Here is a 25,771-nt window from a genome sequence, read left to right as displayed (position 1 = left end):
ATTGGCTTAACAGGACTTAAAATGAAACCGAATACATCCCGGCTTTGAGTTTTGATTGGCTTACACCTTTCTACGACCCGGTTGTCCGTTTGACCACGCGTGAGGAGATTTTCAAAAGGGCTTTAGTAGAACAAACCGGGATTGAAGCTGAACATCGCGTCCTCGATCTCGCTTGTGGCACTGCGACGCTTTCTATTTTGCTGAAAGAAAAACAACCGCAGGCCCAGGTTGTCGGAATTGATGGTGATGCAAAGATCTTGGAAATCGCAAAAACGAAGGTGCGTAAGGCCCGTCTTGAGATTCAGTTCGACGAGGGCATTTCGTTTGAGTTGCCATACAAGGACGAATCGTTCAGCCGGGTTACTTCCAGCCTTTTCTTTCATCACTTAACGCGGGAAAATAAGGCGAAAACACTAAGCGAAGTAAGACGTGTGCTCAAGCCAAATGGCGAGTTTCACGTCGCGGACTGGGGACTACCCGCTAGCTGGCTAATGCGTGGGTCGTCGTATTTGATCCAGCTTCTGGACGGTTTTGAAACGACCGCAGATAGTTTCGACGGTCTATTGCCGCAGTTGATGGCAGAGGCAGGGTTAGCTTCGATAGAGGAAACGGCTCATTTCAACAGCTTGTTTGGGACAATTAGATTGCACAAATGCAGTAGGCAAGTCATCCTGGAGGACAAATGAAAACAAAGATCACCTTTTTCGCAATGGCCGTGGTTTTGACGGCCCTGTCCGTTTTTGCTCATGACCTTTTCTTAAAACCTACCAGCTATTTTGTAAAGGTTAACGAGAAAATCACGATCAGCGTTATGAACGGCACGTTTCAGAAAAGCGAAGGCGCGTTACATTTGCGCGTTTGACCGATGTGAGCGTCATTGCACCTTCGGGCAAGCGTTCGAATCCGGTGGAGACCGATTTTACTAAAAAATGAAACAACTGCCTTCCTAAATCTTGTGCCGACTGAGGCCGGGACTCAGGTAGTGGGTGTCTCTACCAGTTGGCGTGAGAACGCTCTTGCGGCAAAAGAATTCAATGAGTACCTGCCCGCCGAAGGCATTCCCGATATTTTGGAAAACCGAACACGTGACGGAGAGCTCGGTAAGGACGCACGTTACCGTTATTCGAAATATGTCAAAACGATCTTCCAGGCGGGCAATAAAGCAACCGATAATTACAATACGATCCTTGGCTATGCCGTCGAAATGGTGCCTCAGCAAAATCCTTATATGCTAAAGAAAGGAAGTGCGCTGGATATTTTGTGTCTCAAGGACGGCAAACCGCTCGCCGGCCAGATCGTTACAACCGGTTATGAGATAGCGGGCAGAATGCTGGGCGAAACCAGTGCCCGTACCGACAAGGACGGCATGCTCAAAGTCAAATTATCCGGCTCCGGCAAGTGGTACGCCAAGTTTATAAACATGGTAAAGATCGACGATCCGAAACTAAATTACGAATCCAAATGGGCGACCCTGACTTTTGAAATCAAGTAGAGAGGAAATCAAAATGAAAAAACAAACAATCTTTGCATCTATTTTATCGCTGTCGCTGGTCGCGTCGATCTTTGCGCACGATCTGTTTCTCAAAACGGACAGCTATTTCCTGAAGCCTAACTCGAACTTTACCGTCAAGGTGATGAACGGAACGTTTCTAGCAAGCGAGGGAGCGGTTACGTTCGCCCGGCTAAACGACGTGAGCGTCGTTTCAGGTGGAAATCGTGTGCATCCGGTGGAAGCCGACCTTACCAAAGACGAGACGACCGCGTTTCTGAACCTGACAACCGGAGCGGCGGGAACCTATGTCGTCGGGCTTTCAACTAAGTCCCGCGAGATCGCTCTAAAAGCGGCAGAATTCAACGAGTATCTCCGTGAAGACGGTCTACCCGACACTCTGGAAGAACGCCGCAAGACGGAAGAACTCGAAAAGGATGCAAAAGAGCGTTACGCAAAGCATGTCAAGGCAATTTTGCAGGTTGGCAAAACTCAGACTGATGATTACAAAGCTATTCTTGGATATCCCGTCGAACTCGTCCCTCAGCAGAATCCTTACAAGCTTAAAAAGGGTGACACGATGGAAGTCCTGTGCCTGAAGGACGGGAAGCCACTCGCGGATCAAGTCGTTCTCGCCGGTCGCGAGGAAAGCGGAAAGATCAAAACGTCACCAGAACTCAGAAGCGACGCGAAGGGCATTGTGAAGTTGAAACTCGACGGATCAGGGAAGTGGTATGTCAAGTTTATCAACATGAGCAAACTCGCCGATCCAAACCTAAACTACGAATCAAAATGGACAACGCTTACTTTTGAGATGAAATGATCTAAAAATGAAAGAAGCGAACGCCAAAATCTTGCTCGTCGATGATGATGATTCCTTGCGCCGCGTCCTTGAATTCCAGCTTTCGGAGGCCGGGCATTCTGTCGTAAGCGAGAGTGACGGCAGGGAAGCGTTGAAGTCGTATTCCGCAGAAGACTTTGACTGCGTGATAACCGATTGGCGAATGCCGAAAATAACAGGGTCGCAATTGGTTCAGCAGGCGACGGCGATCAACAGCGAAGTGCCCATCATTGTTATTACCGCGTTCGGAGATGTCGATACAGCGGTCGAAGCTATGCGCGGTGGGGCTTTTGATTTTATTACCAAGCCCTTTAACCGTCAGGAAATTCTGCTTACAGTCGAGAAAGCATTAAAATACGGCCGAGCCTTAGCGGAAAATAGACGGCTGAGACGTCAGATCCACGAAGACTTTCGGATCGAGAACGTTATCGGAACATCTGACAGGATGCTTCAAGTTTTTGATCTGGTTGAGCGGGTGTCAAAGACAAGCGTAACGGTTTTGATCGAAGGCGAGTCGGGGACCGGAAAGGAATTGATCGCGAAAGGTATACACTTTTCCGGCACGCGCAAAAGTAATCGGTTTATTGCCATCAACTGTGCCGCCATACCGGAAACACTAATCGAAGCTGAGCTATTCGGATATAAAAAAGGAGCTTTTACTGGTGCGGTTGGAGAATCAAGGGGTAAATTTGAGGAAGCTAACGGCGGCACGTTGTTTCTTGATGAGATAAGCGCCATGCCTCTCCAGTCGCAAACAAGGCTTTTGAGGGTTTTACAGGAGCAGGAAGTGACACGCCTGGGCGAAAATACCCCGCGAAAGATAGATGCTCGAATAATTGCTGCCACCAACGAAAACCTGCCCGATCTTATAAAAGAAAACGCTTTCCGCGAGGATCTTTACTACCGGCTCGCGGTAGTTCCGATCACGATTCCGCCGCTGCGTGAACGCCGCGAGGATCTACCGGTCTTGACCGAACATTTTGTCACGCGATCCGCCTCGAAACATGGTATGAGGCCGCCAAAGATTGCGCGCGACGTTTTCAAGGTATTTTTCGATTACCCTTGGATGGGAAATGTTCGCGAGCTTGAGAATCTGGTCGAAAGAATGGTGGTACTTTCCGACGGCGATACTCTAACTCTCAACGACGTCCCCGAAAGCGTGAAAAACCCTTTTTCAACAAAAGGGGAGTTGTGGTTTGACCTGCCTTTCGAGCCGATAAATCTAGAAGCCCTAGAACGGGAAATTATACGTAGCTCGCTTCTCAGGCATGACGGAAATCAGTCACAAACATCAAAATATTTAGGTATTACTCGAAGCGCCCTTATATATCGGATACAGAAGTACGATTTAGACGAGTCGGGTTCCAGCATTACGGACGATTAAATGGATACGCAGACTTTCAATATCATCTCCTCTCGGAACCGCCTGTATGTATGGATCGTCATTGCAGTGGTGATTATCCTAATTACGGTGCTCCACTTTCTTACGCCCACAGATCAGATCGTTTGGCACGAGATATATCAGCGGATCTACTACGTACCGATTATAGCTGCCGCTTTGATATTTGGTCTCAGAGGTGGGCTCGCGGCATCTCTTTTTACAACCATCATTTACTCGCCACATGTTTATCTACATTGGCAACATGGACATTTTGATTACTCTATAAACCAATATGCCGAAATCGTTATCTTCAATCTCGTTGGCGGAATAATGGGAGCTCTGGGCGACCGTTTAAGAAAGGCCAGAGAACGGGCTGAAAGAAATGCTGAGGAGAAACGAAAGGCGTACGATGAACTGCAAACAACGTTCCAACAGCTACTTCAGGCAGAGAAACTAACCTCGCTCGGAGAACTTTCTGCGGGAATCGTTCACGAGGTTCGAAACCCACTAGCGTCTATCAAAGGGGCTATAGAAATATTGGAGGATGAACTGACTGTTGACAGTCCTCGGCGTGAGTTTGTGGGACTGGCAAAAGGTGAAATAGATCGGTTAGACCGGCTAGTGGGCGAGTTTCTTCGATTCGCACGACCGACCGAACCGTCCAAGACGCCGACTGATCTTAACGAGATTGTGGACTCAATCACAGGTTTGATCGAGAATCAGGCTGCATTACAGTCCGTTGCAGTGGTTAGAGATCTCCAGAAGAATCTTCCGCTGATTCTTGTCGATGCCGAGCAGATCAAGCAGGTGTTACTAAATTTAGCAATCAATGCTCTGCAGGCCATGTCCGAGTCGAACGGTGCCGACAAGACCCTTTCGTTTACAACTTTTCAGCTAGACAATAATTTTGTTGTCGAGGTCGCCGATTCGGGTTCCGGCATTGACCCATCAAATCTCTCAAAGATCTTCGACCCGTTCTACACGACAAAGGATAAAGGGGTAGGACTTGGCCTTTCAGTTGCCCATAAAATCGCGTCGCAGCACGGCGGAAAACTAATTGCCCAAAACACCTCTAGTGGAACTCTATTTCCCTAATCCTTCCAACCACGACAATTGCAATGAGTGCTCGACGACAATAGCCCACCCTGAATAGCGAGCGGTTAAGATTCATGCGGCTATTGATTATATGAACTAGACAGACTAGTTAAAAATTTGAGAACATCAAGGCGTGAGAATCGTGACTTACATCTTTGTAGCGTATTTGCTTTTCCTTTCGGTACAGCCGTGTAAGGACAGCCTATTGCCACGCGACAACCAAGGTCACCCGGTTCAGAAGGTCGCCCACTTAGATCCGCTTTCGCAGGATAGCGAAAGTGATTCGAATGATGATTGTTCGCCGTTTTGTGTCTGCTCGTGTTGCGGAAGCAACCCCTGCTCAAACGATTGTCTACTCGGTGGCTGTGACCTCTCCCAAAACCGTTGAGCACGCGAGTTCTGATTTTTCTCACTATAAAGCCCCCTTACGAATCTACCCGCTCCTTCTCAATTTGGCAGCCGCCAAAGCCTAACTCAAAACACCATTCATGCCTTTTTGGCTAGCGTGCGAATCTTCGCGCCCTAGCGGGCTAGCGGATTGTTTTTGAGATAGGTTTATAAATGTTTAGAAAATTAATGTATGTCGTCATTGCGACGGCTGCTACTGCGTATTCGCAGGATACTACCAGTGCAAACGCAATCGGTGTCGGCTCAGCCAACATCGTTTCAAGACCGGCCGTCGCTCCGGCAGAAAGACGATTGGTTATCCCGTTTGCCGAACGCTACTACAGTCAGGCGGACGGCATGTCCCTTGCCGAGATCGTGCGGCTTGCCATCGCCAATAATGGAAATATCAAGATCGCCCAACTTGAGATCGAAAAGGCCAGAGCTCGGCTTACCCAGGCTGGGTTGCGATCGAATCCGACGCTCGAAGTTGAGCAGTCAACCGGAAGAATCGTAGGTTCGCCCGGAGATCGTCTGTTGAGTGTTGGTTTTTCTCTGCCGGTTGATGTTTACGGGCAGAGGCAAAAGCGGATCGATCTCGCACGAGCGGAGATCACATTACGCGAAGCGGAACTTATAACTCGACAGCGTGAGGTCACAGGTCAGGTTTTTAATACCTATGCCGAAGCACTTGCCTCTCTTAAAGAATTACAGGTTTTGGACGACCTTCTGGAACTGGACACACAAACGGTTCGCTTTGTACAGACTCGGGTTAACGAGGGCGAAACCGCACCGCTTGAATTGAGTCTCCTGCAAACCGAGGTCGAGCGGCTTGGCACGACGAGAGATTGCAGACGGCAGCATCCAAACGGCGTTGACCAAACTGAAATTCTATGCCGGAATTGCTTACGACCAGCCCCTAAAACTCATCGAGGAAATTTCCGCAGCTCAGATTCCACAACTGCCAACAACAATCGAAACAGGCATCTCGGTTGCACAAAGGTCAAGGCCCGAATTGCGAGTTGCAGAGCTCGAAGAACAACTCGCGAGTGCTGGGTTTCGGCTCGTTCGTTCACAGAGTAAGCCCGATGTCACTGCGTATACGCGTTATACGCAAGGGCGGTCGAGTATCGATCTGCCAATTGGATCATTCCCGCAGAGTACGGATCGCAGTCTTACATTTGGCGTGTCAATCGGATTGCCGGTCTTTGACAAAAAACAAGGGGCCAAAGCTGAGGCCGAAATAGCAATACGCCAAGCACAGGAGAGGCGTTTATTTGCCGACGCGATAATTCGGAACGAGGTTGTTACTGCTTTTCAACGGATCGAGGCAGCAAAACGGGCATTGCGAACGCTTGAAACGGCAGTTATTCCGCGTTCTTTAGAAAATGTCGAAACCATTCGAAAGGTATATGAGCTAGGACAAATAAAGATCACCGACCTCATTGCCGAGCAGCGAAAATTGCTCGAAGCAAATCGAGATCTAACCGAAGCACTCACCTTACGATACCGCTCGCAGGCCGAGCTTTTCATCGCTATCGGAGCCAACTTGGAGAACTAAAATATTATGTCGGAATTAAATATAAATGAGCAGAATGAGCATCATGTCGGCGACGAAGCGGAACTAGACCGTCTCGAATCGAACCTTGAGAATGGCGGAGATCGTAACCCTGAAAGCCCGGCGGCTAAAGGATCAGTCGTAGCGTGGATAATAACCGCGGCGGTAGTCGGGCTCATAGCGATCATTGGAGTTGCGTGGATCGTTAACAAAAACTCCGCCAGCGGCGATAAAGCTGCCGCCGAGGAACATAAGGAAGAGTCGGGACATTCTGAGGACGAGAAGGGCAAAGAAGTGAAACTCGATCCGGAAATGCTCGCTTCTGCGGGAATCGTTACGGAAGCCGTCACCCAGCGACCTGCAATAGCAAGATTGATGGTTACGGGTGCGGTCGAATTGAATCCGAGACAACCGAGATGGCGACGGCATTAGTTGGCGGAAGAATCGAAAAAGTTTTCTACGGTGTTGGTGACAATGTGCAAAAGGGAGCAGTGCTTGCCGTTATTTCGAGTCCGCAGCTTGCTCAAATGCACGGCAAAATGCACGAGGCTAAGACGAAGTATGAGCTGGCCCAACGAAACCTTTCACGTGTACAAAAGGCCGAGAACCGCGTCGCAGTATTGCAGGCGAAAGCTCGACTGGACGAAGCCGACGCTACTTTGAAAAGGACAAAGCGGCTGGTCGAGCTCGGAGCAGGAGCGGGAAAAGATCTAATGACAGCCGAGACAGCGCAGAGAACCGCCAAAGCGGATTACGATTTTCAATCCAATATTGCTCTAAACAAAGAATTGCAGGAAGCACAGGCTGAGGTTGAAACCGCCAGGGTTGATCTTAAACATATAGAGGACGAGTTACGCTCGCTCGGCGTTCCTGTCGAATCGAACAAACCCGACGATCATCGTAGCGATACATCGCTCGTTTCCTTAAGATCCCCACTTTCCGGTGTCGTCACCGAAAGAAAATTCAATTCCGGTGCAGGTATCGAGGCGGCAGTTCCGATCTTTTCTATTTCAAATCTCGGCACTGTTTATGTCATCGCAAATGTTCCAGAGGCGAACATGGCGAGGCTTCGGGTTGGTTCCGTTGCGGAGATCACGTCGCCTGCTATAGGCACGGTCAGCGGACGTGTTTCATACATTGATCCGCAATTAGACGAGACAACCAGAACCGGACGTGTTCGGCTTGAGGTTCCAAATGCTCAGGGCAAATTACGGGCTGGAATGTTCGCGGAGGTTGGATTCTACTCGGGAACAAATGAAGCGACAGGCGAGGAACTCGTTGTGCCTTCGAGCAGTACAGCGAACGGCCGACAAAACGATAGTATTTGTTCCACGAGACGATGAACCGGGAGCGTTTAAGGTCCGAGAGATCGAGGCCGGAGCCGATATCAACGGCTATACAAAAATCATCGAGGGTTTGAAACTCGGAGAAAAGGTTGTCACAAAGGCAGCTTTACGCTAAAGACACAGCTTGAAAAGGGTGCGATGGGGGACGATCACTAACGCGCAGGACGACAAATGGAAAAAACGATCTTTCAGATAAATGGGATGGATTGCCCCTCGGAGGAGAATTTGGTGCGCGTGAAGCTCGACGGAGTGGCGGAAATCAGACATCTCGACTTCGACATTCCCAATCGGCAGTTGACGGTTTTTCATGACGGACAGCTTGATCAGATCGAGTTTCGGATAGACGAGCTTGATCTGGACAGCAAGGCAATTCGAACCGAGGAAGCGGTCGACGCTTCTTTTGTAGACGACCACCGAAGCCAGCGGAATTTGTTATGGATCGTGCTGGCGATCAATTTTGGCTTCTTCGCGATTGAAATTACTACCGGCCTTATTTCCGGCTCGATGGGACTAATCGCCGATAGCCTCGACATGCTTGCCGACGCATTCGTTTACGCCATCAGTCTTTTCGCGGTAGGTGGAACAGTTGCGAGAAAGCGGAATGTCGCAAGGCTCGCCGGATATTTCCAGATCAGCTTAGCCGTGATCGGTTTCATCGAGGTCATTCGAAGATTTATCGGTGTCGAGGAAGTCCCTGATTTCCTCACCATGATAATTGTTTCGACGCTGGCCTTGGCGGCGAATGGCTTTTGCCTCTATTTGCTTCAAAGGTCGAAAAGCAAAGAAGCCCACATGCAGGCGAGTACAATCTTTACCTCAAACGACGTGATCATCAATTTAGGCGTCATCACGGCAGGCATTTTGGTCAGCCTGTTGGGATCGAACAAGCCTGACTTGATCATCGGGACAATTGTTTTTGTTGTGGTCGTCAGGGGTGCGCTTAAGATCTTGAAGCTCGGAAGATGATTTGCAACTGACCTAAGTTGCTACAAGAATTATGATCAACGCACTTATAAGATTCTCCATTGCTCAAAAGCTGATCGTTCTTTTGCTAGTCGCGATCATGGCGGCGGCGGGAGCGTACAGCCTCATAAATTTACCGATCGATGCCGTGCCTGATGTCACCAATGTTCAGGTTCAGGTGTTGACCAATGCGCCAAGTCTTGCGCCGCTGGAGATCGAACGGCAGATCACCTTTCCGATTGAAGTTGCGATGTCGGGCATACCGGGCGTCGAAGAAATTCGTTCGGTTTCCAAGTTCGGCATATCGAACGTAACTATCGTTTTTGAAGAGTCGACCGATATCTATTTCGCACGCCAGCTAATTCTCGAACGCATGGCGACCGCTCGCGAGAATATTCCGCCTAGCATCGGTTCTCCCGAAATGGGGCCAATAGCTACCGGCTTGGGCGAGATCTACCAGTACGAAGTTCGTGCGGAACCGGGAAGCAATTATACGGCGACGGATCTCAGGACGATTCACGACTGGAATATTCGCCGACAATTGATGGGCGTTCCGGGTGTGACGGAAGTCAATTCGCACGGCGGCTACGGCAAACAGTTCGAAGTCCGACTGTCTCCCCGAAAAGCTGCAATCATATGGATTGACGCTAAGAGATGTTCACGATGCGGTCATGGCAAATAATGGCACGGTCGGCGGTGGTTATATCCAGAAAGGAGCGGAGCAATATCTGTTACGAGGCGTCGGTCTTGTCGAAAAGATGGACGACATTACGAATATTGTAGTCAAAACTGGAAAAGAGGGAGTTCCGGTCTTCGTCCGCGATCTTGGAGAAGTCGTCGAAGGGCAGAGCATCAGACAGGGTGCGGTTTCAACGAATGGCGAAGGCGAGATCGTGTCAGGTATGGCGATCATGCTAAAAGGCGAGAACTCCCGAGTTGTAGCCGAAAGGGTTAAAGCAAAGATCGAAGAGATCAAGATGACCCTACCCAAGGGCGTCACCATCGAACCATTTTATGACCGAACGTCGTTAGTAAAACGTGCGATCTGGACAGTCGAAAAGAATCTGCTGGAAGGAGCGGCACTCGTGATCTTCGTTTTGTTATTGCTGCTTGGCAACTGGCGGTGCCTTGCTGGTTGCGACCATAATTCCACTTTCGATGCTCTTTGCGGCGATCCTGATGAGAATATTCAACGTATCGGGAAACCTGATGAGTCTCGGCGCGTTGGATTTCGGATTGATCGTTGACGGAGCGGTCGTGATGGTCGAGAACGTGGTTCGTCGCCGTGCCGAAGCTCAGCATGAAAAATCTCGCGAGCCGCCCGAACGTACGATTCTCGAAGCATGTCTCGAAGTCGCCCGACCTGTGGTTTTCGCCGTGGCGATCATCGGCATCGTTTATCTGCCGATCCTCAGTCTTCGCGGTATCGAGGGCAAGATGTTCGTTCCGATGGCTTTGACGGTGATCTTTGCTCTTCTCGGTTCGCTTATTCTTTCTCTGACATACGTTCCAGCGATGCTTGCATTGATACTCAAGGGCAATGTTTCGGAATCGGAAAGTTTTCTCATCCGTTGGGCGAAGCAGATCTACCGACCGTCACTTGCGTTTGTAATGAAGTTCCGTGCACAGGTACTCGCGATCGCGGTTACTGTGGTCGTAATTTCGGGAATTATCTAAGCGTCTCTCTCGATCAATCAATGGTAATGACGACTGCCGTTGAAAAGTCACTTAAGGTCTACCCAGAGGTTAAGACGATAGTATCGAAGTGCGGGGCTCCGGCAGTCGCGACGGATTCGATGAGTTTGAATCAGTGCGATGTATTCGTGATGCTCAATCCGATCGATGAATGGAAGTCTGGTTGGTCCAAAGAAAAATTGATCGAGGAAATGTCTAAAAAGCTCGAAGCGGAAGTTCCAGGTGCAGCGTCTTTCGGTTTCATGCAGCCGATTGAGATGCGTGTCAACGAACTTATCGCCGGAACGCGTGGCGATGTTGCGGTAAAGCTTTTGGCGACGATCTTCAAATACTCGCGGGCAAGGGCGAAGATATCGAAAAGGTCCTGGCCGCGATAAATGGTGCAGAAGAAACAAAGGCCGAGGTAACTACCGGTTTGCCGCAATTGCAGATCAAGCCGGACCGGGCGGCGATAGCGCGATACGGGATCAATGTCGAAGATGTTAATGAACTTGTCGAAGCGATCTTTGCTGGGAAGAAGGCGGGCGAGGTCTTTGAAGGCGAGCAACGTTTTGACATTGTTCTGCGTTTGAACGAAGACGCAAGTAAGTCTGTCGAGTCAGTTCGAGGATTGATCCTAACTGCTCCGAACGGTCAGCGTGTACCGCTCGCACAGGTTGCCGATATTGCACTGGTCGAAGGAGCGGCGCAAATATCGCGTGAAGCCACTCGGCGCCGGATCGTTGTCTCCACGAATGTCCGTCAACGCGACATTGCCAGTTTCGTAACTGAGGCAAAGGAAAAGATCGGTAAGGAAGTGACACTTCCGCCCGGATATTATTTGCAATGGGGCGGAGCCTTCGAAAATCTGGAAAGGGCAACCAGTCGCTTGTTGATCGTGGTGCCGATAGCGTTGTTCCTGATCTTTGTGATGCTATTTTCGACGTTTGGTTCGGCGAAGCAAGCATTGATGATATACACCGGAATTCCGTTTGCAATCGTCGGAGGAGTAGTGGCTCTGGCTTTGCGGGGTATGCCATTCTCGATTTCTGCAGGCGTCGGCTTTATCGCACTATTTGGCGTTGCCGTTCTAAACGGTGTTGTGATGGTCAGTTTTATCAACCATCTCCGCGAAGAAGGCAAGTCCGTCCTTGACGCCGTGAAAGAAGGCTCGATGACGCGTTTGCGTCCGGTTTTGATGACGGCGTTGGTTGCCAGTCTCGGCTTTATCCCGATGGCATTGGCAACGTCTGCGGGTGCCGAAGTTCAACGTCCGCTTGCGACGGTTGTGATCGGCGGACTGATAACGTCAACGTTGTTGACACTTTTAATACTGCCAACGCTTTACGCATGGTTCGAGAAGGATGTCGAGGGCGAATTTACGGAGGAATAACAGTGAAACTGATAATCGCAATAGTGCGGCCTTTTACGGTGGAGAAGATCGTGACAGCCTTCGAGAACATCGAAGGCTTTCCCGGAATGACCTTGATAGATTCCGAAGGATTTGGCCAACGAATGCGTACCGGAGCATACGACGCACTTGATCCATTCAAGGCGAACAAACGAATTGAGATCGCGGTGAATGACCAAATGGCCGACGATATCGTTGCGGCAATCAAGAACAACGCTCACACAGGCAAAAGGGCGACGGCATAATCATGGTCGTTCCGATTGAAGCCGCAACGTTGATTTGAGTTGGAGAAAAGTATCTGGACCCGCCATTTCCGAATACTAGCTGGAGCCGTGATCGGAACCGGGATGATTCTGCTCATCGCTTGGTTACTGCCATTTTTGACGAGGCGAGGAATCCGAACATATCCAAACGAGAAGATAGAGCGTCGATAGAGGCGTAAAGGGCGGCTAAAGGCTGAAAAAAGGCGCACGACTCGAAGGTACAGATTCTGAATTGAAAATATGGGACACGGACACACACACGAAATATCGGCGGCAGGGCGGAATAAGAAACCGCTAATGATCGTCTTTTGCCTAACGTTCTTTTATTTGATCGTCGAGGTAATTGGCGGATTTTGGACGGGCAGTTTGGCGTTGCTTGCAGATGCCGGGCATATGCTGACAGATGTTGCGGGCGTCGGTTTAGCCTTGCTCGCCATACGGTTTGCTGAAAAGCCAGCATCGCCCGAAAGGACGTACGGCTATTACCGCGTCGAGATACTCGCGGCGATGACGAACGCCATCATCCTGATATTTATTTCGATCTACATCCTTTACGAAGCATACGAACGCTTCAAAAACCCTCCCGAAGTGCAGAGTGCTGCGATGATCGGCGTCGCATCGATTGGGTTGGTGGTCAATATTGTCGGTATGGTTATACTGCGTTCCGGCTCCAAAGAAAGCCTGAACATGAAAGGCGCTTATTATGAGGTTCTTTCAGACACGCTTACGTCTGTCGGAGTAATAATCGCCGGAATAATCATGCTCACGACTGGCTGGTACTATGCCGATCCGTTAATTTCGGCGGGAATCGGCCTGTTTATCTTGCCGCGAACGTGGGCGTTGCTAAAGGATGCAGTCGCTGTCTTGCTCGAAGGTACGCCGTCTGACGTAAACATAGCCAACGTGCGAGACAAACTTTCAAAGATCGAAGGCGTTGCCGAGATTCACGACCTTCACGTATGGTCGCTTACATCGGGCGTAAATGCCTTGAGCGTCCACGCCGTGCTTGCCGAGGGAGCCGAACACGACGACGTTCTGCAACGTGTCCACGATTCATGCACGAGCGAGTGTAAGATCTCACACCTAACCGCCCAAACCGAACGCGAGGGCTTTGCGTGTCACGAGACACATATCTAATAACGAAAATGGAGCAAGAAACAGACTTCTTTCATCTTTTTACTCAACATCAGTTCATAATTTTCTTAGTTGTAAGCCTGCTGATCATTTCCTTCTTAGTAGGAATAAGCGTTTTCATCGGAAGGCATGCCGAGAGAAGGAGCAAAAAAGGGAGGACAATATGAACCCCGAAAATAATCAGGTATTGTCTTACGACATTACCAACGAGCTAATTATAGCCGATTCGTTCGTTGTTAGCGGCAAGTTCAATTTGGCCTTCTATCACTTCGGACGAGCCCACGCTGTCAGTACGGCCTCACAACTCACGAATCGGTAGAATACATTTGACTTTTCGTGACGAAACCACACCTGAAGGGCTACACGCTCTTCGGCTAATGCTTGTAGAAACAAAATATTTGACTTTTTGTTTTGTTCATCGACCCGCTGAATGGTGCATTTCAGTCTGACCACCTCGTCACCTCGCTTCATACTACCCATTGTTTTTCCAAAGTAAGTCATCGCAACTTTTCGAATTACAATAAACGGCGTCGTATTTATGTCGACCCTATAAATCTGATACATCCCTTTTTCGACTATCCGATCGCCAATTCTTATTGGCGACGAAACGTGAAATTCTCCTTCTTTGTCGATACCGATTGTTTTTCCTTTTGGGCAAAACCTGGAATTGAGAACAAGATGACGACGGCGATGGAAACAGCAAATCCTAGAAACAATTTTACATTCATGTACCTCACCTCTTTATTGGATGAAACTACTTCTAAAATACTCGAGCTACATCCACACCAAACATTTTTATCAAAACGTAAAAATAAGCCTTCCTCTTATCTAGAGACAATACCTGTGCCACGCAGATAGTCTTGTGCGCACCGTTTGTACTTGGACCAGCACTACCGAATGCTTCGTCAGAGCCCTGAAAAAACTTTACGATGTGCGTAAAACCTCGCGCTTAGTTCCAATGCCAAATTTGTTCACCACCAAATAGTGATTGTGACCAACATCTGGTTACTTGCAATTTGTGACGTAAATCACTGATTTATCCAGAAAAAGTGGAGTATACTGTGTTCAATGTTCACTCGGGTCTTAATTCTTTTCGTACTTTTCACTGTTGTCGGTGGCGTGGTGTCAGGGACACCCCTGCATGCACTGAGCGGCAAGATGATGAAATGTTGCGATAAGGCCAAAAGCAAGGACAGATCACCTTCAGCCGAGGCTGCAGGCCTTTGCTGCGCGACAAACTGCTCAAATCCGGCGCCGATCTCGTTCGGCGGCTCGTTTAACTTCACTCCTTCCACCATAACGATCTACAAATCCATCGCCGATCAGATCGCAGCTTTGTTCCCAAATACAAAAACCAAGTCGTCTGCATCGCCTCAGTATTTGAGTAAGCCGTTGACGAGCACTTTCCAGCCCAAATACCTCCAATATAATTCGTTCCTAATCTAGTTTAGATGGTGAAGTGCGCCCTTTTTTGGGGTGTATTGCACCTTTGCGACTATTTCATTGTGGTTCTGCGAACTACTTTGTAGGCGTCGGAACTCTCTAGATATTTTCAACACAGGAGACTAAAAAATGAGAAAGACAGTTTTATTCATTTGCTTATTGACCATCATTGGGGTGATCACCTTATTCACGTCGTGCAGTTCCGGCGCGCAGCCTACGGCCGAAAACCCGGTGCAGGGAAAAGTCATCAAAAGCGGTTCGATCAACAATTTGACGGTTTCGGTATCAAGCGACACCGGCAAAGTCAAAAACGGCGAGCAGGAACTAATGCTTGCTTTTACGGATGCTTCGGGCAAAGCGGTTGATGTGGGAGCGGCTTCGCTAAATTTCTACATGCCTGCGATGGGTTCGATGGGGGCGATGAACAACGCAGCGGCTTTGACCACAACTGGCACGCCCGGCGTTTATCGCGGCAAAGTCAAGATTGAGATGACCGGCGGATGGGAGATGCAGATCACTTACGAAGGTCCGGCGGGAAAAGGAAAAACATCGATTCCCGTAACGGCGCAATAATGGGGCCCGGGACATGGGGCTCGGTTATCTGTCCGCCGAAAATATTAGAACGAGGGTGGTATTAGTATGATTAACTGGCTTATCGAATGGTCGCTTAAGAACCGAGTAATCGTCATCGCGATCTATGTCGCATTGGCGTTAGCGGGCTATTACGCACTTGTAAAGACCCCGATTGATGCCATCCCTGACCTTTCGGACAACCAGGTCATAGTTTTTACCGACTGGGCAGGCCGTTCCCCGCGAGAGGTCGAGGACCAGGTTACTTATCCGCTTGTGACGAGTCTTCAGGGGCTGCCGGGAGTTCGGACCGTCAGGGCTAGTTCCGCCTTCAGCTTCTCGATGGTCAATATTATCTTTGAGGATAATGTCGATCTTTATTGGGCCCGGACACGAGTGCTGGAGCGCTTAAATCTCGTCACGAAACAATTGCCTCAGGGCGTAGTGCCAACGCTCGGCCCGGACGCGACCGGTCTTGGCCAGGTATTTTGGTACACGCTCGAATCGGACGAGATGAGCCTCCGCGATCTGCGCACGCTGCAGGACTGGTTCGTACGTTATCAGCTTAATTCAACGCCGGGGATCGCGGAGGTCGCGACGGTCGGCGGCTTTGTCCAGCAGTATCAGGTGGACATAGACCCGAATAAGCTCCGCGCTTACAACATGCCGTTATCCACCGTGGTCGAAGCGGTTGAAAGTCGAATAACAATGTCGGCGGAAACGTCGTCGAACAGGGCGGCGAATGGGCCATTGTCCGCGGTATCGGGCTTGTCGAATCGGTCGCGGATGTCGAAAATATCGTCGTCGGCTCTCAGAACGGAACTCCGATCTATGTCCGAAACCTCGGCGAGGTCAAACTCGGCAACGCCTTTCGGACAGGCTCGCTTGATAAAAACGGAAAGGAAGCGGTCGGGGGCGTCGTCATCATGCGCTACGGCATCAGCGCTCTCGAAGCGATCGAGAACGTCAAGAAGAAGATCGAGGAGATCAAACCCGGTCTCCCTCCGGGCGTTCGGCTGGTTCCATTTTATGACCGCACCGATCTGATCAACCGCACGGCCAATACGCTCACATGGGCGTTGACCGAGGAGTTCATCCTCGTAACACTTGTAAATCTGATCTTCCTTGCTCATTTTCGTTCGACGCTGATAGTTACGATACCTCTTTTGCTTGCCGCGCTTGCCGCGTTCCTCCTGATGTATATCTTTGGGATCACGTCAAACATCATGTCGCTCTCCGGTATCGCGATCGCGGTTTCAGACCTCGTTGATGCTGGAATTGTCGTGACTGAGAATGCGTATCGAGCGATCGAGAAAGAGGGAGTGAGCTTTTCTGACAGAAAGCGTGTTTGGGAGATAGTGCTGGAAGCGACGAAGATGGTCGGGCGCCCGATCGTCGCATCGATAGCGATCATTGTGATCGCGTTTATCCCCGTCTTTGCATTAACAGGACAAGAAGGAAAGCTTTTTCATCCGCTGGCGTTTACGAAAACTTTCGCGATGATCGCGGCGGCGATAATCGCGGTCACGCTAATCCCTGTTCTGTGCGGCTATCTGCTCGGCGGGAAGCTGCGTCCCGAAGAGTGGAATCCGATCATGCGCTTTTTGCGTCGAGTGTACAAGCCACTGCTGATCACTGCGCTTCGGAATAGGCTCGCCACGGTTTTGCTCGCTCTGGCGTTCTTCTCGGGCGCGATGTTTGTCGCGACTCAGATCGGCAGCGAGTTTATGCCTCCGTTGAATGAAGGCGACCTGATGTACATGCCGGTGACCGATCCCGCAATTTCACTGGACGAGGCGACAAGGATCCTGAGCAAACAAGACGAGATCTTGAAAGCCTTTCCCGAGGTTGAATGGGCGGTTGGAAAGGCCGGCCGCGCCGAAACCTCAACCGATCCCTCGCCGATAAACATGAACGAAACCATCGTTCATTTGAAGCCCGAAGATCAGTGGCGTGATGGGATGACGCGGGAGAAACTGATTGCCGAAATGGACGAAGCTACACGGCTGCCGGGCGTCACAAACATCTGGACGCAGCCGATCATCAATCGCATCGAAATGCTTGCCACCGGTATCCGCTCGCAGGTCGGCATCAAGATCTTCGGCAACAACCTCGATACTTTGGAAGAAACGGCGAGGGAAATTGCGACGGTGGTAAAAGATGTGCCCGGCGCAGCGGACGTTTATCCCGAGAGGATCGGCGGAGCGCCGTACGTCGATATTGATATTGACCGCACGGCGGCGGCCCGGTATGGAATTGACGTCGGAACAATTCAGGACGTGATCGAAAAAGGAATAGGCGAAACGAATCTGACCGTGACGATCGAAGGACGACGACGGTTTCCCATCCGTGTTCGCTATGCACCGGAGTTTCGCGCGTCACCGACCGCGATCGGCCAGATCCCGATAACCTCTCCATCTGGAGCGTCGATCCCGCTGTCGCAGCTTGCCGATATTCGCAGCCTCGAAGGGCCATCGATGATTCAGAGCGAGAACGGCCTGCTTCGCGGCACGGTTCTGCTCAACATTCGCGGCCGCGATATCGGAAGTTTCGTGGAGGAAGCTAAGGATGCTATTCGCGACAAAGTTGAGATGCCGGCGGGTTACTACATTACATGGAGCGGCCAATACGAAAATCAGGAGCGCGCCCGCCAGCGGCTGTTGATCGTGGTCCCGATCGTCCTGCTTATCATCTTTGCCACGCTCTATATTACATATCACTCCTTTCTCGAAGCGGCCCATATTCTGCTTGCCGTGCCGTTTGCCTTGACCGGCGGCTTTTACCTGCTCTGGATGCTGCAGTACAACTTTTCGGTCGCTGTGTGGGTTGGCTTTATTGCTCTTTTGGAGCGGCTGTGCAGACGACAATTGTAATGGTCGTTTATCTTGAAGAGGCGGTAAAACGTAAATCGGACGAAGTCGGCCAGCTTGATAGGGAATCTTTGCTCGAAGCAGTCACCGAAGGTGCTCTTCTTCGACTTCGTCCTAAAGTCATGACCGTAATGACTATTGTTGTCGGGCTCTTGCCGATCATGTGGAGCACCGGCGCGGGGTCAGAAGTAATGAGGCCACTGGCGACACCGGTGTTTGGCGGCATGGTTTCGAGCCTCCTGCACGTGCTGATCGTAACGCCGGTCATTTTTTATTGGCTTAGGGTACGCGAATTGAAACGAAATGAAGATTTGTAAGATTACAGGCAGTCTCTTGATGACCGACTGGACCGCAAGCGTCCCGCTTGCAGTGCCATCGCGAGACGCCAACAAGTTTTTCACGTGTTCGAGCTCGTGGCAAGCTAGGAGGCTTGCTCTCAAGTCCGTTGTTAAATTATTCGCGTTCGGGTTTATATTTGCGCTGGCGGCGACGGCTCAGACAGTCCAGAGCGACCAGCCGGTTTCGCTCCTATATTTGAATCCGCAAGGCGGAATGACGGCTGACGCAGCCGTGGCCTTAGCTCTCGAAAACAATGGCGAAATACAAGCTTTGCGCAAGGAGGTCGACGCAGCGAGGGCATTGGTCAAACAAGCGGGTTTGCGAGCGAATCCAAAGCTGACCGCCAGCGGAGCAAAGCAGATTGGCGCCGCTGATAATAATCAAATGGCCGAGGCCATGCTGCCGCTTGAGCTTGGCGGACGTCGAGCAGCCCGAGTTGCCGTCGCACAACGAGAGTTAGAAATTCGCGAGTTTGCGCTTGAGAATCAGGAACGTCTGCTTGCGTCAGAAGTGAGACTCAAATTCGGTGAAGCTCTGGCGGCGATCACAAAGTTGGAGGTTACCGAAAAGACCTTGGCAGCGGCAAAGCAGGGTTTCGAGCTTGTTGCGGCTAGAGTTACTGAAGGAAAGATCGCACCGCTCGAACAGAATATTTTTCTTGTCGAGGTGAATCGGCTGCAATCGATCCGCGAAACCGCAGAAGGAAAGGCCGAGACGGCAATGTTCGAGCTTCGCAATATGATTGGGATGAAGCCGGAAGACCCGCTGCGTCTTCGCGGCGATTTCAATAACCTAATCGCAACGCCGCCTTCAGTCTCTGGATCAACCGATTACGCTTTGCGTGAGCGTCCCGATCTGCAAGGTGCAAGGACAATGGACCAACTGGCTGTCGCACAAATCGAAAAGGCAAAGTCTGAAGGGCGGATCGACGCAAGCGTCAAGGCGGGTTACCAGCGCATGAACACCGGCTTTATGCTCAGCGGTTTTGATGATCGCGGCCTTTTGCGGCCCATTCAGGATGTATTTCACTTTTTCACCTTTGGGGTTGAAATCGATCTTCCGCTGCTCAACCGAAATCAAGGAGCGGTCGAAGCCGCCAAATTCGAGCGAGAAGCGGCTCAGAGGCGAATTGAGTTTGGCGAACTTACTATCCGGCGCGAAGTTGCCGTGGCCTTCGCTCGATATAACCGTTCGGCGCGGTCATTGTCGATCTTTCAAAACGGCGTTCGCGATCAGGCAAATTCTAATTTGCAGGTAATTTGGCAAACCTACGAACTTGGTTCGAGAAGTTTGCTTGACTACATTGCCGAGCAACGGCGTTTTCTCGATGTCGAGAACGAATTGATCGATGCCGGACTCGAAACATACATAGCAAACATTGAGATCATGCGGGCGACCAATGCACCGGAGTTAAAAAAGAAATGACCGAAGAGAATAACGAAGAGTTCAATAAAGAAACAGAAATGGGCGAAAACTCGAAGCCAACACCGAATCGAAAGCCGCTGTATATCGCATTATCGGTCATCGGCGTTGTCCTAGCGGGAGTGTTACTTTTTTGGTATTTGGGCTCGCGTGAGGGTGGAAATGCCGTCCCGGCTCCACGGACGGTCACATTCGACGACAACAGCACCGGACAAGCAACAGAAACTACGGCCGAACAAACTGTCACCATTCTGCCCGATCAGGTTGAAAAGATCGGCTTGAAGATCGAAACGGTTGGCGAAACGTTATCGAGTGAAGCAATGGATGGGGCCTCGACCGGCGTCGTCCAGTCAAATGCCTACAAAGAAACGCCGGTGATCTCACTTCTCGGTGGGGTACTCCGATCCGTTAGTGGCGAACTAGGCCAGTATGTTGGCAAAGGCCAAACGCTTGCCGTTATCTTCAGCGATGAACTTGCAGCGTCTCAATCGCGCTATCTGGCCTTGCAAACCGACGCTCAGGCCGCACGGCAAAACTACGACCGGACGGCAAAACTCGTTAAGATCAGCCCCGTGAGCAATACAGACGTTGACCAAATGTTGGCGCGGTTAAAAACCGTTCAGGCTGAGCTGGAAGAAAACCGTAAGAGACATGACCGTACGCTTAAGTTACTTGAAATAGGGGCTGTCAGCCGCGAGGAATTTGAGCAGGCCACGACAAAAGTACGAGCGTCGGAGGCGGACGTTGAAGAAGCGAAAAAAAGATTTGACCGTGCCGTCAAGGTCGCCGAGATCAATCCTGTCAGCCGAAACGAATTTGAGCAGGCCGCCGTCAAACGCCAAACGGCCGAATCCGACCTTGCGACCGCCAAGCAAAGACTCTTGTTGCTAGGTTTGTCACCGCAAAAAGTAAATTCGCTCCGCTCCCCATCGCAAATAACGTCGGAGATCGCATTGATTGCGCCTATATCAGGCACGATCACAAAGCGAGACGTAAACGCGGGTGAAGTTGTCGAGGCAAACAAGGAATTGATGCGTGTTACAAATCTCGCAAGCGTTTGGGTTATCGCTCAGGTCTTTGAAAAGGACCTTTCATCAGTTCGTGATGGAAGCGGAGCAAGCGTTACAACCGGCGCCTATCCTGACAGGCTCTTTCGCGGTCACGTAACCTACATCGACCCAAATATCAGCCCCGAAACACGCACCGCACAAGTCAGAGTCGAACTCGACAATCCGGGACAAGTCTTGAAGATCGGAATGTACGTAAACGTCGCCTTTGGCGCGGGTGGGATGGCCGAACGCACAATGCCGATGATCCCGTCGTCTGCCGTCCAAAATATGAACGACAAACAGGTTGTTTTCGTCGCCACCGACAAACCAAATGTCTTTAATATAAAGCCGGTGCGTCTCGGCAAAGAAAACAACGGTAGGTTTGTCGTTCTCGAAGGGCTGAATGTCGGCGACAAGATCGTCACAGACGGCAGCTTCCTGCTCCGTGCTGAAATACTAAAAAAGGACCCGACACATCATTAAGGTCGGATACGCTTTGTCAGAGTACGGCCTGCTTTGCCGCACATTTAAGGAGAACATGATGATTATAGACTTGGTTTGTAAAATGGAGATTGACGAAGAAGCCGCCAGCTATTCGTTGAATTATGATGGCAAAGACTACTTTTTTTGTTCGGAAGGGTGTATGGAAGAATTCACGCGTCGCCCGCTTGATTATGTAGAATCCGTTTAGCCGCGCTAGACGTAGGAGACAATCGCGATGTGTAGATTTCTCGGCTATTTGGGAAGCGAAATTTTGCTCGCTGACCTGATTTCAAATCCAGCTAACTCACTCATTCGTCAAAGTTATAAGTCCAAAGAACGGAGCGAGCCACTAAATGGCGACGGGTTTGGCGTTGGTTGGTATTCACCAGCGATTTCCAACGAGGCTTGTGTTTTTACCAGCATAACTCCAGCCTGGAACAACCGGAACCTGTTGAATTTGGCTCAACATATCCGATCGCCCTGTTTTTTCGCTCACGTTCGCTCCGCATCGCCCGGAATGGTTGTCTCCGAAAGTAATTGTCATCCATTCCGTCAAGGGCGATTTATGTGGATGCACAACGGTACGATCGAAGGCTTTAGTTCTATAAAGCGCCGCCTGCGACACTCGCTGACTGACGAGATTTATCAGACGATTGAAGGCACCACGGATTCAGAGCACGCTTTTGCTGTTTTCTTAAACCTTCTGGGCCGACACACGGAAAAACTAGTAGCAGTGGATTTGGCGAGCGGATTGGTGAAAACCATTCGCCAACTTGAGGAATGGGCGTATGAAGCTGGAATCAAAAAGCCTTCAGTTTATAATTTTGCGGTCACTGATGGTGAGAGCCTTGTAACAGTGCGTTATGTCTCCAATCCGCAAATTGAGCCGATTTCACTCTACTTTTCAAACCGCGGAAAATACAGGTACCGTGAAGGGAAGTTTGAAATAGTTGAATCCGACAGCGAACAAAGCGGAATCATCATCGCTTCCGAGAGATTGACCGATGATCGCACGAGTTGGACTAGAGTCGCCCCAAACCACGTCGTAATTATTAATAGTGGATTGGACGTGGTGGTACAACTTCTACCCAACGTACGGGTCAGTTAAATAAATCCCGCAAATGGAGAACCAGGCAGACCTGTCGTGTCAGCCTCAAATCATCAATCAGAAATAACGTCTCCTTCATTTGCTACTGCAATATGTTGTTTGACACTGCCGACAGGGTCTTGTACTTTTATTAATATGAAATTGAAAATCGATTTCAATAAGGGTTTTTGTTTTTAGTGGCTCGTAATCTAACTGGTGTTTTTATGAAGAGTATTGCTGTGAGATCCGTTGCTTTTAGTTTAGCCTTATCCATTTTTGCCGTAATCGGTTATTCACAGGAGCGTAATGGCGTGGAGGGGCGAATCGTTGATAGTAACGGCGACGTAGTTGCGGGAGCAACGCTGACCGTTCGGCACCAGGATGTCCGGTTGGTTGCAAAAGCCGTAACAGACGGCGAAGGCCGGTACTCGCTTACAAATATGTCAGAGGGTAAGTATAACGTCACGATCGGTGCCATAGGTTTTGCGACACTACACAGTGAAATGACGATCCCGTCAACGCAGCTAGTCGTCTTTACCATAACACCCGGAGGCATTGCAGTGGACGTTTCCGTTACGTCAAGCTATCTCGCTGGAACCCCGGAAAGCCTTTCGGAAATTCCGGGTTCTATCGAACGGATCGATAGGCAAACACTGGAAAACAGCCGCGCGTTCAATTTCTCCGAAGTGCTTAGGAAAGTATCCGGTGTGAATGTAAGGGATGAGGAGGGGTTTGGTTTGCGGCCCAACATCGGCATTCGCGGCACCAATCCGACGCGCTCAACCAAGGTGTTGCTGCTTGAAGATGGACTTCCGTTGTCTTATGCGCCCTACGGAGATAATGCGTCTTACTACCATCCTCCGGTGGAGAGATACGAGTCGATCGAGGTTCTCAAGGGATCGGGTCAGATTGCTTATGGCCCACAAACGATTGCGGGCCTAATCAACTATCTGACACCCAATCCGCCTGATAAACCGACTTTTAATTTCAAACTAGAAGGCGGCAATAGAAGTTTTTTTCAACGGCGGAGCAGGTTTTGGTGGCACGTTTGGCAAACTTGGCACGATTTTCAATTTCAATCATAAGCAGGGTAACGGGTCGAGAGAGAACACAAGTTTTAAGTTATATGATTTTTCGAACAAATCGGTTTTGCAGTTAAACGCTCGCAACGCCCTGACTGGAAAATTTACTGTCTTTCGTGAGGATTCGAATCTAACCTACACAGGTGCGACCGAGGCGGAATTCGCCGCGGACCCCCGAGGCAACATCTTTAAGAACGACGTCTTTTATGGCCGTAGGTCCGGTTTCTCGCTGCAGCACGCGGCAGTTCTGACCTCTAAAATCAATCTGACGACTAGCTTTTACTCTAACTACTTTTCGCGCGACTGGTGGCGTCAGTCGTCCAATTCCAGTCAGCGTCCTAATCGTTTGAATGTCGATCCCGACTGCCTCAGCCTGGCTGCATTGAACACCACCTGCGGCAACGAAGGAAGGCTTCGCGATTATCTTACTCAGGGCGTCGAGACGCGGTTGACCACAAACTTCAATTTCGGATCAGTTGCGAATGAACTTGTCGTCGGTTTTCGAATTCATGGCGAGGATCAGGAACGGATCCAGCGAAATGGCGACCTTCCAACATCGCGCGACGGCACTATTGCTGAAAACAACGAGCGTAAAGCTTTCGCTCAATCCGGATTTATTCAACATCGCTTTACGTGGAAGAACCTCGCATTGACCCCGGGCGTACGTTTTGAGCGCGTCGTATTTAGCCGAACGAATCGTCTCGCTAACAACGGAGCGGGGGCGACCGGTGAAACAACCGTGACCGAGATGATTCCGGGTTTCGGTATTGCCTACTCGGGTGTTAAGAACACTACGGTATTTGCCGGCGTTCATCGAGGGTTTTCCCCTCCCAGAGTAGAGGACGTCGTAACAAATTCTGGCGGCGTGATCGAGCTTGATTCAGAATTGAGTTGGAACTATGAGGTCGGAGTGCGAACTCGACCACTCAGAGGAACCGAATTGTCCGCCGCATTTTTCCGCAACGATTATCAGAATCAGATTGTCGCGGCTTCGATCGCTGGCGGGGCGGCCTTCACAAACGGCGGAGCCACACTACAGCAGGGGTTTGAATTTACGGGGCAGATCGATTCCGGCTCTGTTTTTCGTAGCCCCCATAATCTTTACCTACGAACCGCCTATACCTTTTTGCCGACGGCGGAGTTCCGTGGCATGCGCCTAAGCTCTATCACCAGTTCGGCAACACTTAGTGTGTACTGCCCGACGACCAGGCGGGTCTCGGTAACCAGTTGTTCGATCACTGAGAATCGCCTTCCGTATGCACCGCGTGTCCTTATGACGACAAGCATCGGCTATTCGCATCCCCGCGGTTTCGATGCTTTTGTGGAAAACGTTTACATCGGGCGCCAGTTCGGCGACGATTTGAACGCGGTTAACCCGAACTCGAATGGCCAGCTTGGAGCGATACCAAGCCAAACTTATTGGAACGCGACGGCAAACTACCGTGTCGAGAAATGGAAGACGACATTTTTCGTTACGGGCAAGAACTTGCTCGACCGGATATACATCGTTGACCGTACGCGTGGATTGCTGCCCTCAGGTCGCGTCTCGTGCAAACGGGAATCAAAGTGAGTTTTTAATTTGGCAGAGGCGAAATATCCGTAGGAAACACGGCGTTTAGGTTTGAGTGTAGAAAGCTCAATCTATGCACTCCGTAGTTCGCGTTTTGCACCTGAAAAGACGCGGAAAGCGGAGCGTAAGAATAGGCAAACCAATGCGAGGGCTATGATGATGTCCGGCCAGCCCGACTGAAAGAACCAAACTGCACCGGCAGCGACAAAGACTGAGATATTCGACGCAATATCGTTACGCGAACATTCCCACACCGAACTCATATTCACATCGTCAGTCTTGTGCCGCGTAAGCAGATAAAGACATATCGAATTCCC

At 50.3% G+C, this 25,771-nt stretch carries 23 protein-coding genes and 2 pseudogenes; 23 read left to right on the top strand and 2 right to left on the bottom strand.

Annotated elements, in window-relative coordinates:
* Positions 1 to 35: 35 nt before the first annotated feature.
* The 14 genes and pseudogenes from IPK01_13540 (at position 36) to IPK01_13475 (ending at position 13,542) form a co-directional block, all read left to right on the top strand.
* Positions 36 to 686: a methyltransferase domain-containing protein gene (locus IPK01_13540; GenBank protein ID MBK7934476.1), complete on the top strand. Its 651-nt coding sequence runs from the start codon at positions 36 to 38 to the stop codon at positions 684 to 686.
* Positions 683 to 862 carry a hypothetical protein gene (locus IPK01_13535; GenBank protein ID MBK7934475.1) on the top strand — a complete coding sequence of 60 codons (180 nt, stop codon included), beginning with the start codon at positions 683 to 685 and terminating at the stop codon, positions 860 to 862. Before IPK01_13540 ends, IPK01_13535 begins: the two co-directional genes overlap by 4 nt.
* 93 nt (positions 863 to 955) lie before the next feature.
* On the top strand, positions 956 to 1,492 hold the full coding sequence (locus tag IPK01_13530; GenBank protein ID MBK7934474.1) for a DUF4198 domain-containing protein: 537 nt from the start codon (positions 956 to 958) through the stop codon (positions 1,490 to 1,492).
* 13 nt (positions 1,493 to 1,505) lie between these two features.
* Positions 1,506 to 2,312: a DUF4198 domain-containing protein gene (locus IPK01_13525; protein ID MBK7934473.1), complete on the top strand. Its 807-nt coding sequence runs from the start codon at positions 1,506 to 1,508 to the stop codon at positions 2,310 to 2,312.
* 7 nt (positions 2,313 to 2,319) lie between these two features.
* Positions 2,320 to 3,714, top strand: a complete 1,395-nt coding sequence (locus IPK01_13520) for a sigma-54-dependent Fis family transcriptional regulator (GenBank protein ID MBK7934472.1) — start codon at positions 2,320 to 2,322, stop codon at positions 3,712 to 3,714.
* Positions 3,715 to 4,806, top strand: a complete 1,092-nt coding sequence (locus IPK01_13515) for a hypothetical protein (GenBank protein MBK7934471.1) — start codon at positions 3,715 to 3,717, stop codon at positions 4,804 to 4,806.
* A 561-nt stretch (positions 4,807 to 5,367) separates the two neighbouring features.
* On the top strand, positions 5,368 to 6,273 hold the full coding sequence (locus tag IPK01_13510; GenBank protein MBK7934470.1) for a TolC family protein: 906 nt from the start codon (positions 5,368 to 5,370) through the stop codon (positions 6,271 to 6,273).
* Positions 6,206 to 6,751 (top strand): TolC family protein, encoded by a 546-nt coding sequence (locus IPK01_13505; GenBank protein ID MBK7934469.1) that lies wholly within the window; start codon positions 6,206 to 6,208, stop codon positions 6,749 to 6,751. The genes IPK01_13510 and IPK01_13505 overlap by 68 nt, the downstream gene beginning before the upstream one ends.
* 6 nt (positions 6,752 to 6,757) lie before the next feature.
* Positions 6,758 to 7,180, top strand: coding sequence for a hypothetical protein (locus tag IPK01_13500; protein MBK7934468.1), 423 nt, complete (start codon positions 6,758 to 6,760; stop codon positions 7,178 to 7,180).
* Positions 7,165 to 8,091, top strand: a complete 927-nt coding sequence (locus IPK01_13495; GenBank protein MBK7934467.1) for an efflux RND transporter periplasmic adaptor subunit — start codon at positions 7,165 to 7,167, stop codon at positions 8,089 to 8,091. The genes IPK01_13500 and IPK01_13495 overlap by 16 nt, the downstream gene beginning before the upstream one ends.
* Positions 8,092 to 8,265: 174 nt before the next feature.
* On the top strand, positions 8,266 to 9,060 hold the full coding sequence (locus tag IPK01_13490; protein MBK7934466.1) for a cation transporter: 795 nt from the start codon (positions 8,266 to 8,268) through the stop codon (positions 9,058 to 9,060).
* 31 nt (positions 9,061 to 9,091) lie between these two features.
* Positions 9,092 to 12,124 (top strand): annotated as a pseudogene (locus IPK01_13485) (efflux RND transporter permease subunit).
* Between the two features lie 2 nt (positions 12,125 to 12,126).
* Positions 12,127 to 12,387, top strand: coding sequence for a P-II family nitrogen regulator (locus IPK01_13480; GenBank protein ID MBK7934465.1), 261 nt, complete (start codon positions 12,127 to 12,129; stop codon positions 12,385 to 12,387).
* 258 nt (positions 12,388 to 12,645) lie between these two features.
* Complete coding sequence (locus IPK01_13475; protein ID MBK7934464.1) at positions 12,646 to 13,542, top strand: cation transporter; 897 nt, start codon at positions 12,646 to 12,648, stop codon at positions 13,540 to 13,542.
* A gap of 261 nt (positions 13,543 to 13,803) precedes the next feature.
* Here the strand turns inward: IPK01_13475 and IPK01_13470 are convergent, their stop codons facing one another.
* Entirely contained in the window at positions 13,804 to 14,256 is a 453-nt protein-coding gene (locus IPK01_13470; GenBank protein MBK7934463.1) for a DUF2911 domain-containing protein, read from the bottom strand.
* A 441-nt stretch (positions 14,257 to 14,697) separates the two neighbouring features.
* Here IPK01_13470 and IPK01_13465 point away from each other — a divergent pair, with 441 nt between their 5' ends.
* From IPK01_13465 to IPK01_13425, 9 genes and pseudogenes are all read left to right on the top strand, one after another.
* The gene (locus tag IPK01_13465; GenBank protein MBK7934462.1) at positions 14,698 to 14,985 is read left to right on the top strand and encodes a hypothetical protein; all 288 of its coding nucleotides are present in this window, start codon (positions 14,698 to 14,700) and stop codon (positions 14,983 to 14,985) included.
* Between the two features lie 126 nt (positions 14,986 to 15,111).
* Positions 15,112 to 15,555, top strand: a complete 444-nt coding sequence (locus tag IPK01_13460; protein MBK7934461.1) for a FixH family protein — start codon at positions 15,112 to 15,114, stop codon at positions 15,553 to 15,555.
* Positions 15,556 to 15,621: 66 nt separating this feature from the next.
* A pseudogene (locus IPK01_13455) lies at positions 15,622 to 18,739 on the top strand (efflux RND transporter permease subunit).
* Positions 18,726 to 20,186 carry a TolC family protein gene (locus IPK01_13450; GenBank protein MBK7934460.1) on the top strand — a complete coding sequence of 487 codons (1,461 nt, stop codon included), beginning with the start codon at positions 18,726 to 18,728 and terminating at the stop codon, positions 20,184 to 20,186. The pseudogene IPK01_13455 and the gene IPK01_13450 overlap by 14 nt, the downstream one beginning before the upstream one ends.
* Positions 20,183 to 21,715: an efflux RND transporter periplasmic adaptor subunit gene (locus tag IPK01_13445; protein ID MBK7934459.1), complete on the top strand. Its 1,533-nt coding sequence runs from the start codon at positions 20,183 to 20,185 to the stop codon at positions 21,713 to 21,715. The genes IPK01_13450 and IPK01_13445 overlap by 4 nt, the downstream gene beginning before the upstream one ends.
* 58 nt (positions 21,716 to 21,773) lie before the next feature.
* Complete coding sequence (locus IPK01_13440) at positions 21,774 to 21,923, top strand: YHS domain-containing protein (protein MBK7934458.1); 150 nt, start codon at positions 21,774 to 21,776, stop codon at positions 21,921 to 21,923.
* 27 nt (positions 21,924 to 21,950) lie between these two features.
* Complete coding sequence (locus IPK01_13435; GenBank protein MBK7934457.1) at positions 21,951 to 22,823, top strand: class II glutamine amidotransferase; 873 nt, start codon at positions 21,951 to 21,953, stop codon at positions 22,821 to 22,823.
* 203 nt (positions 22,824 to 23,026) lie between these two features.
* Positions 23,027 to 23,887 carry a TonB-dependent receptor plug domain-containing protein gene (locus tag IPK01_13430; protein MBK7934456.1) on the top strand — a complete coding sequence of 287 codons (861 nt, stop codon included), beginning with the start codon at positions 23,027 to 23,029 and terminating at the stop codon, positions 23,885 to 23,887.
* 64 nt (positions 23,888 to 23,951) lie between these two features.
* Positions 23,952 to 25,454: a TonB-dependent receptor gene (locus IPK01_13425; GenBank protein ID MBK7934455.1), complete on the top strand. Its 1,503-nt coding sequence runs from the start codon at positions 23,952 to 23,954 to the stop codon at positions 25,452 to 25,454.
* Positions 25,455 to 25,525: 71 nt separating this feature from the next.
* Here IPK01_13425 and IPK01_13420 read toward each other — a convergent pair.
* On the bottom strand, positions 25,526 to 25,771 hold a 246-nt coding region (locus IPK01_13420; GenBank protein MBK7934454.1), incomplete at its 5' end, for a cation transporter.

The organism is Acidobacteriota bacterium (genome assembly GCA_016713675.1).
Lineage (GTDB): Bacteria > Acidobacteriota > Blastocatellia > Pyrinomonadales > Pyrinomonadaceae > OLB17.
The sequence above is the reverse complement of the archived record's forward strand: the minus strand, read 5'-3'. Positions and strand labels throughout refer to the sequence as shown.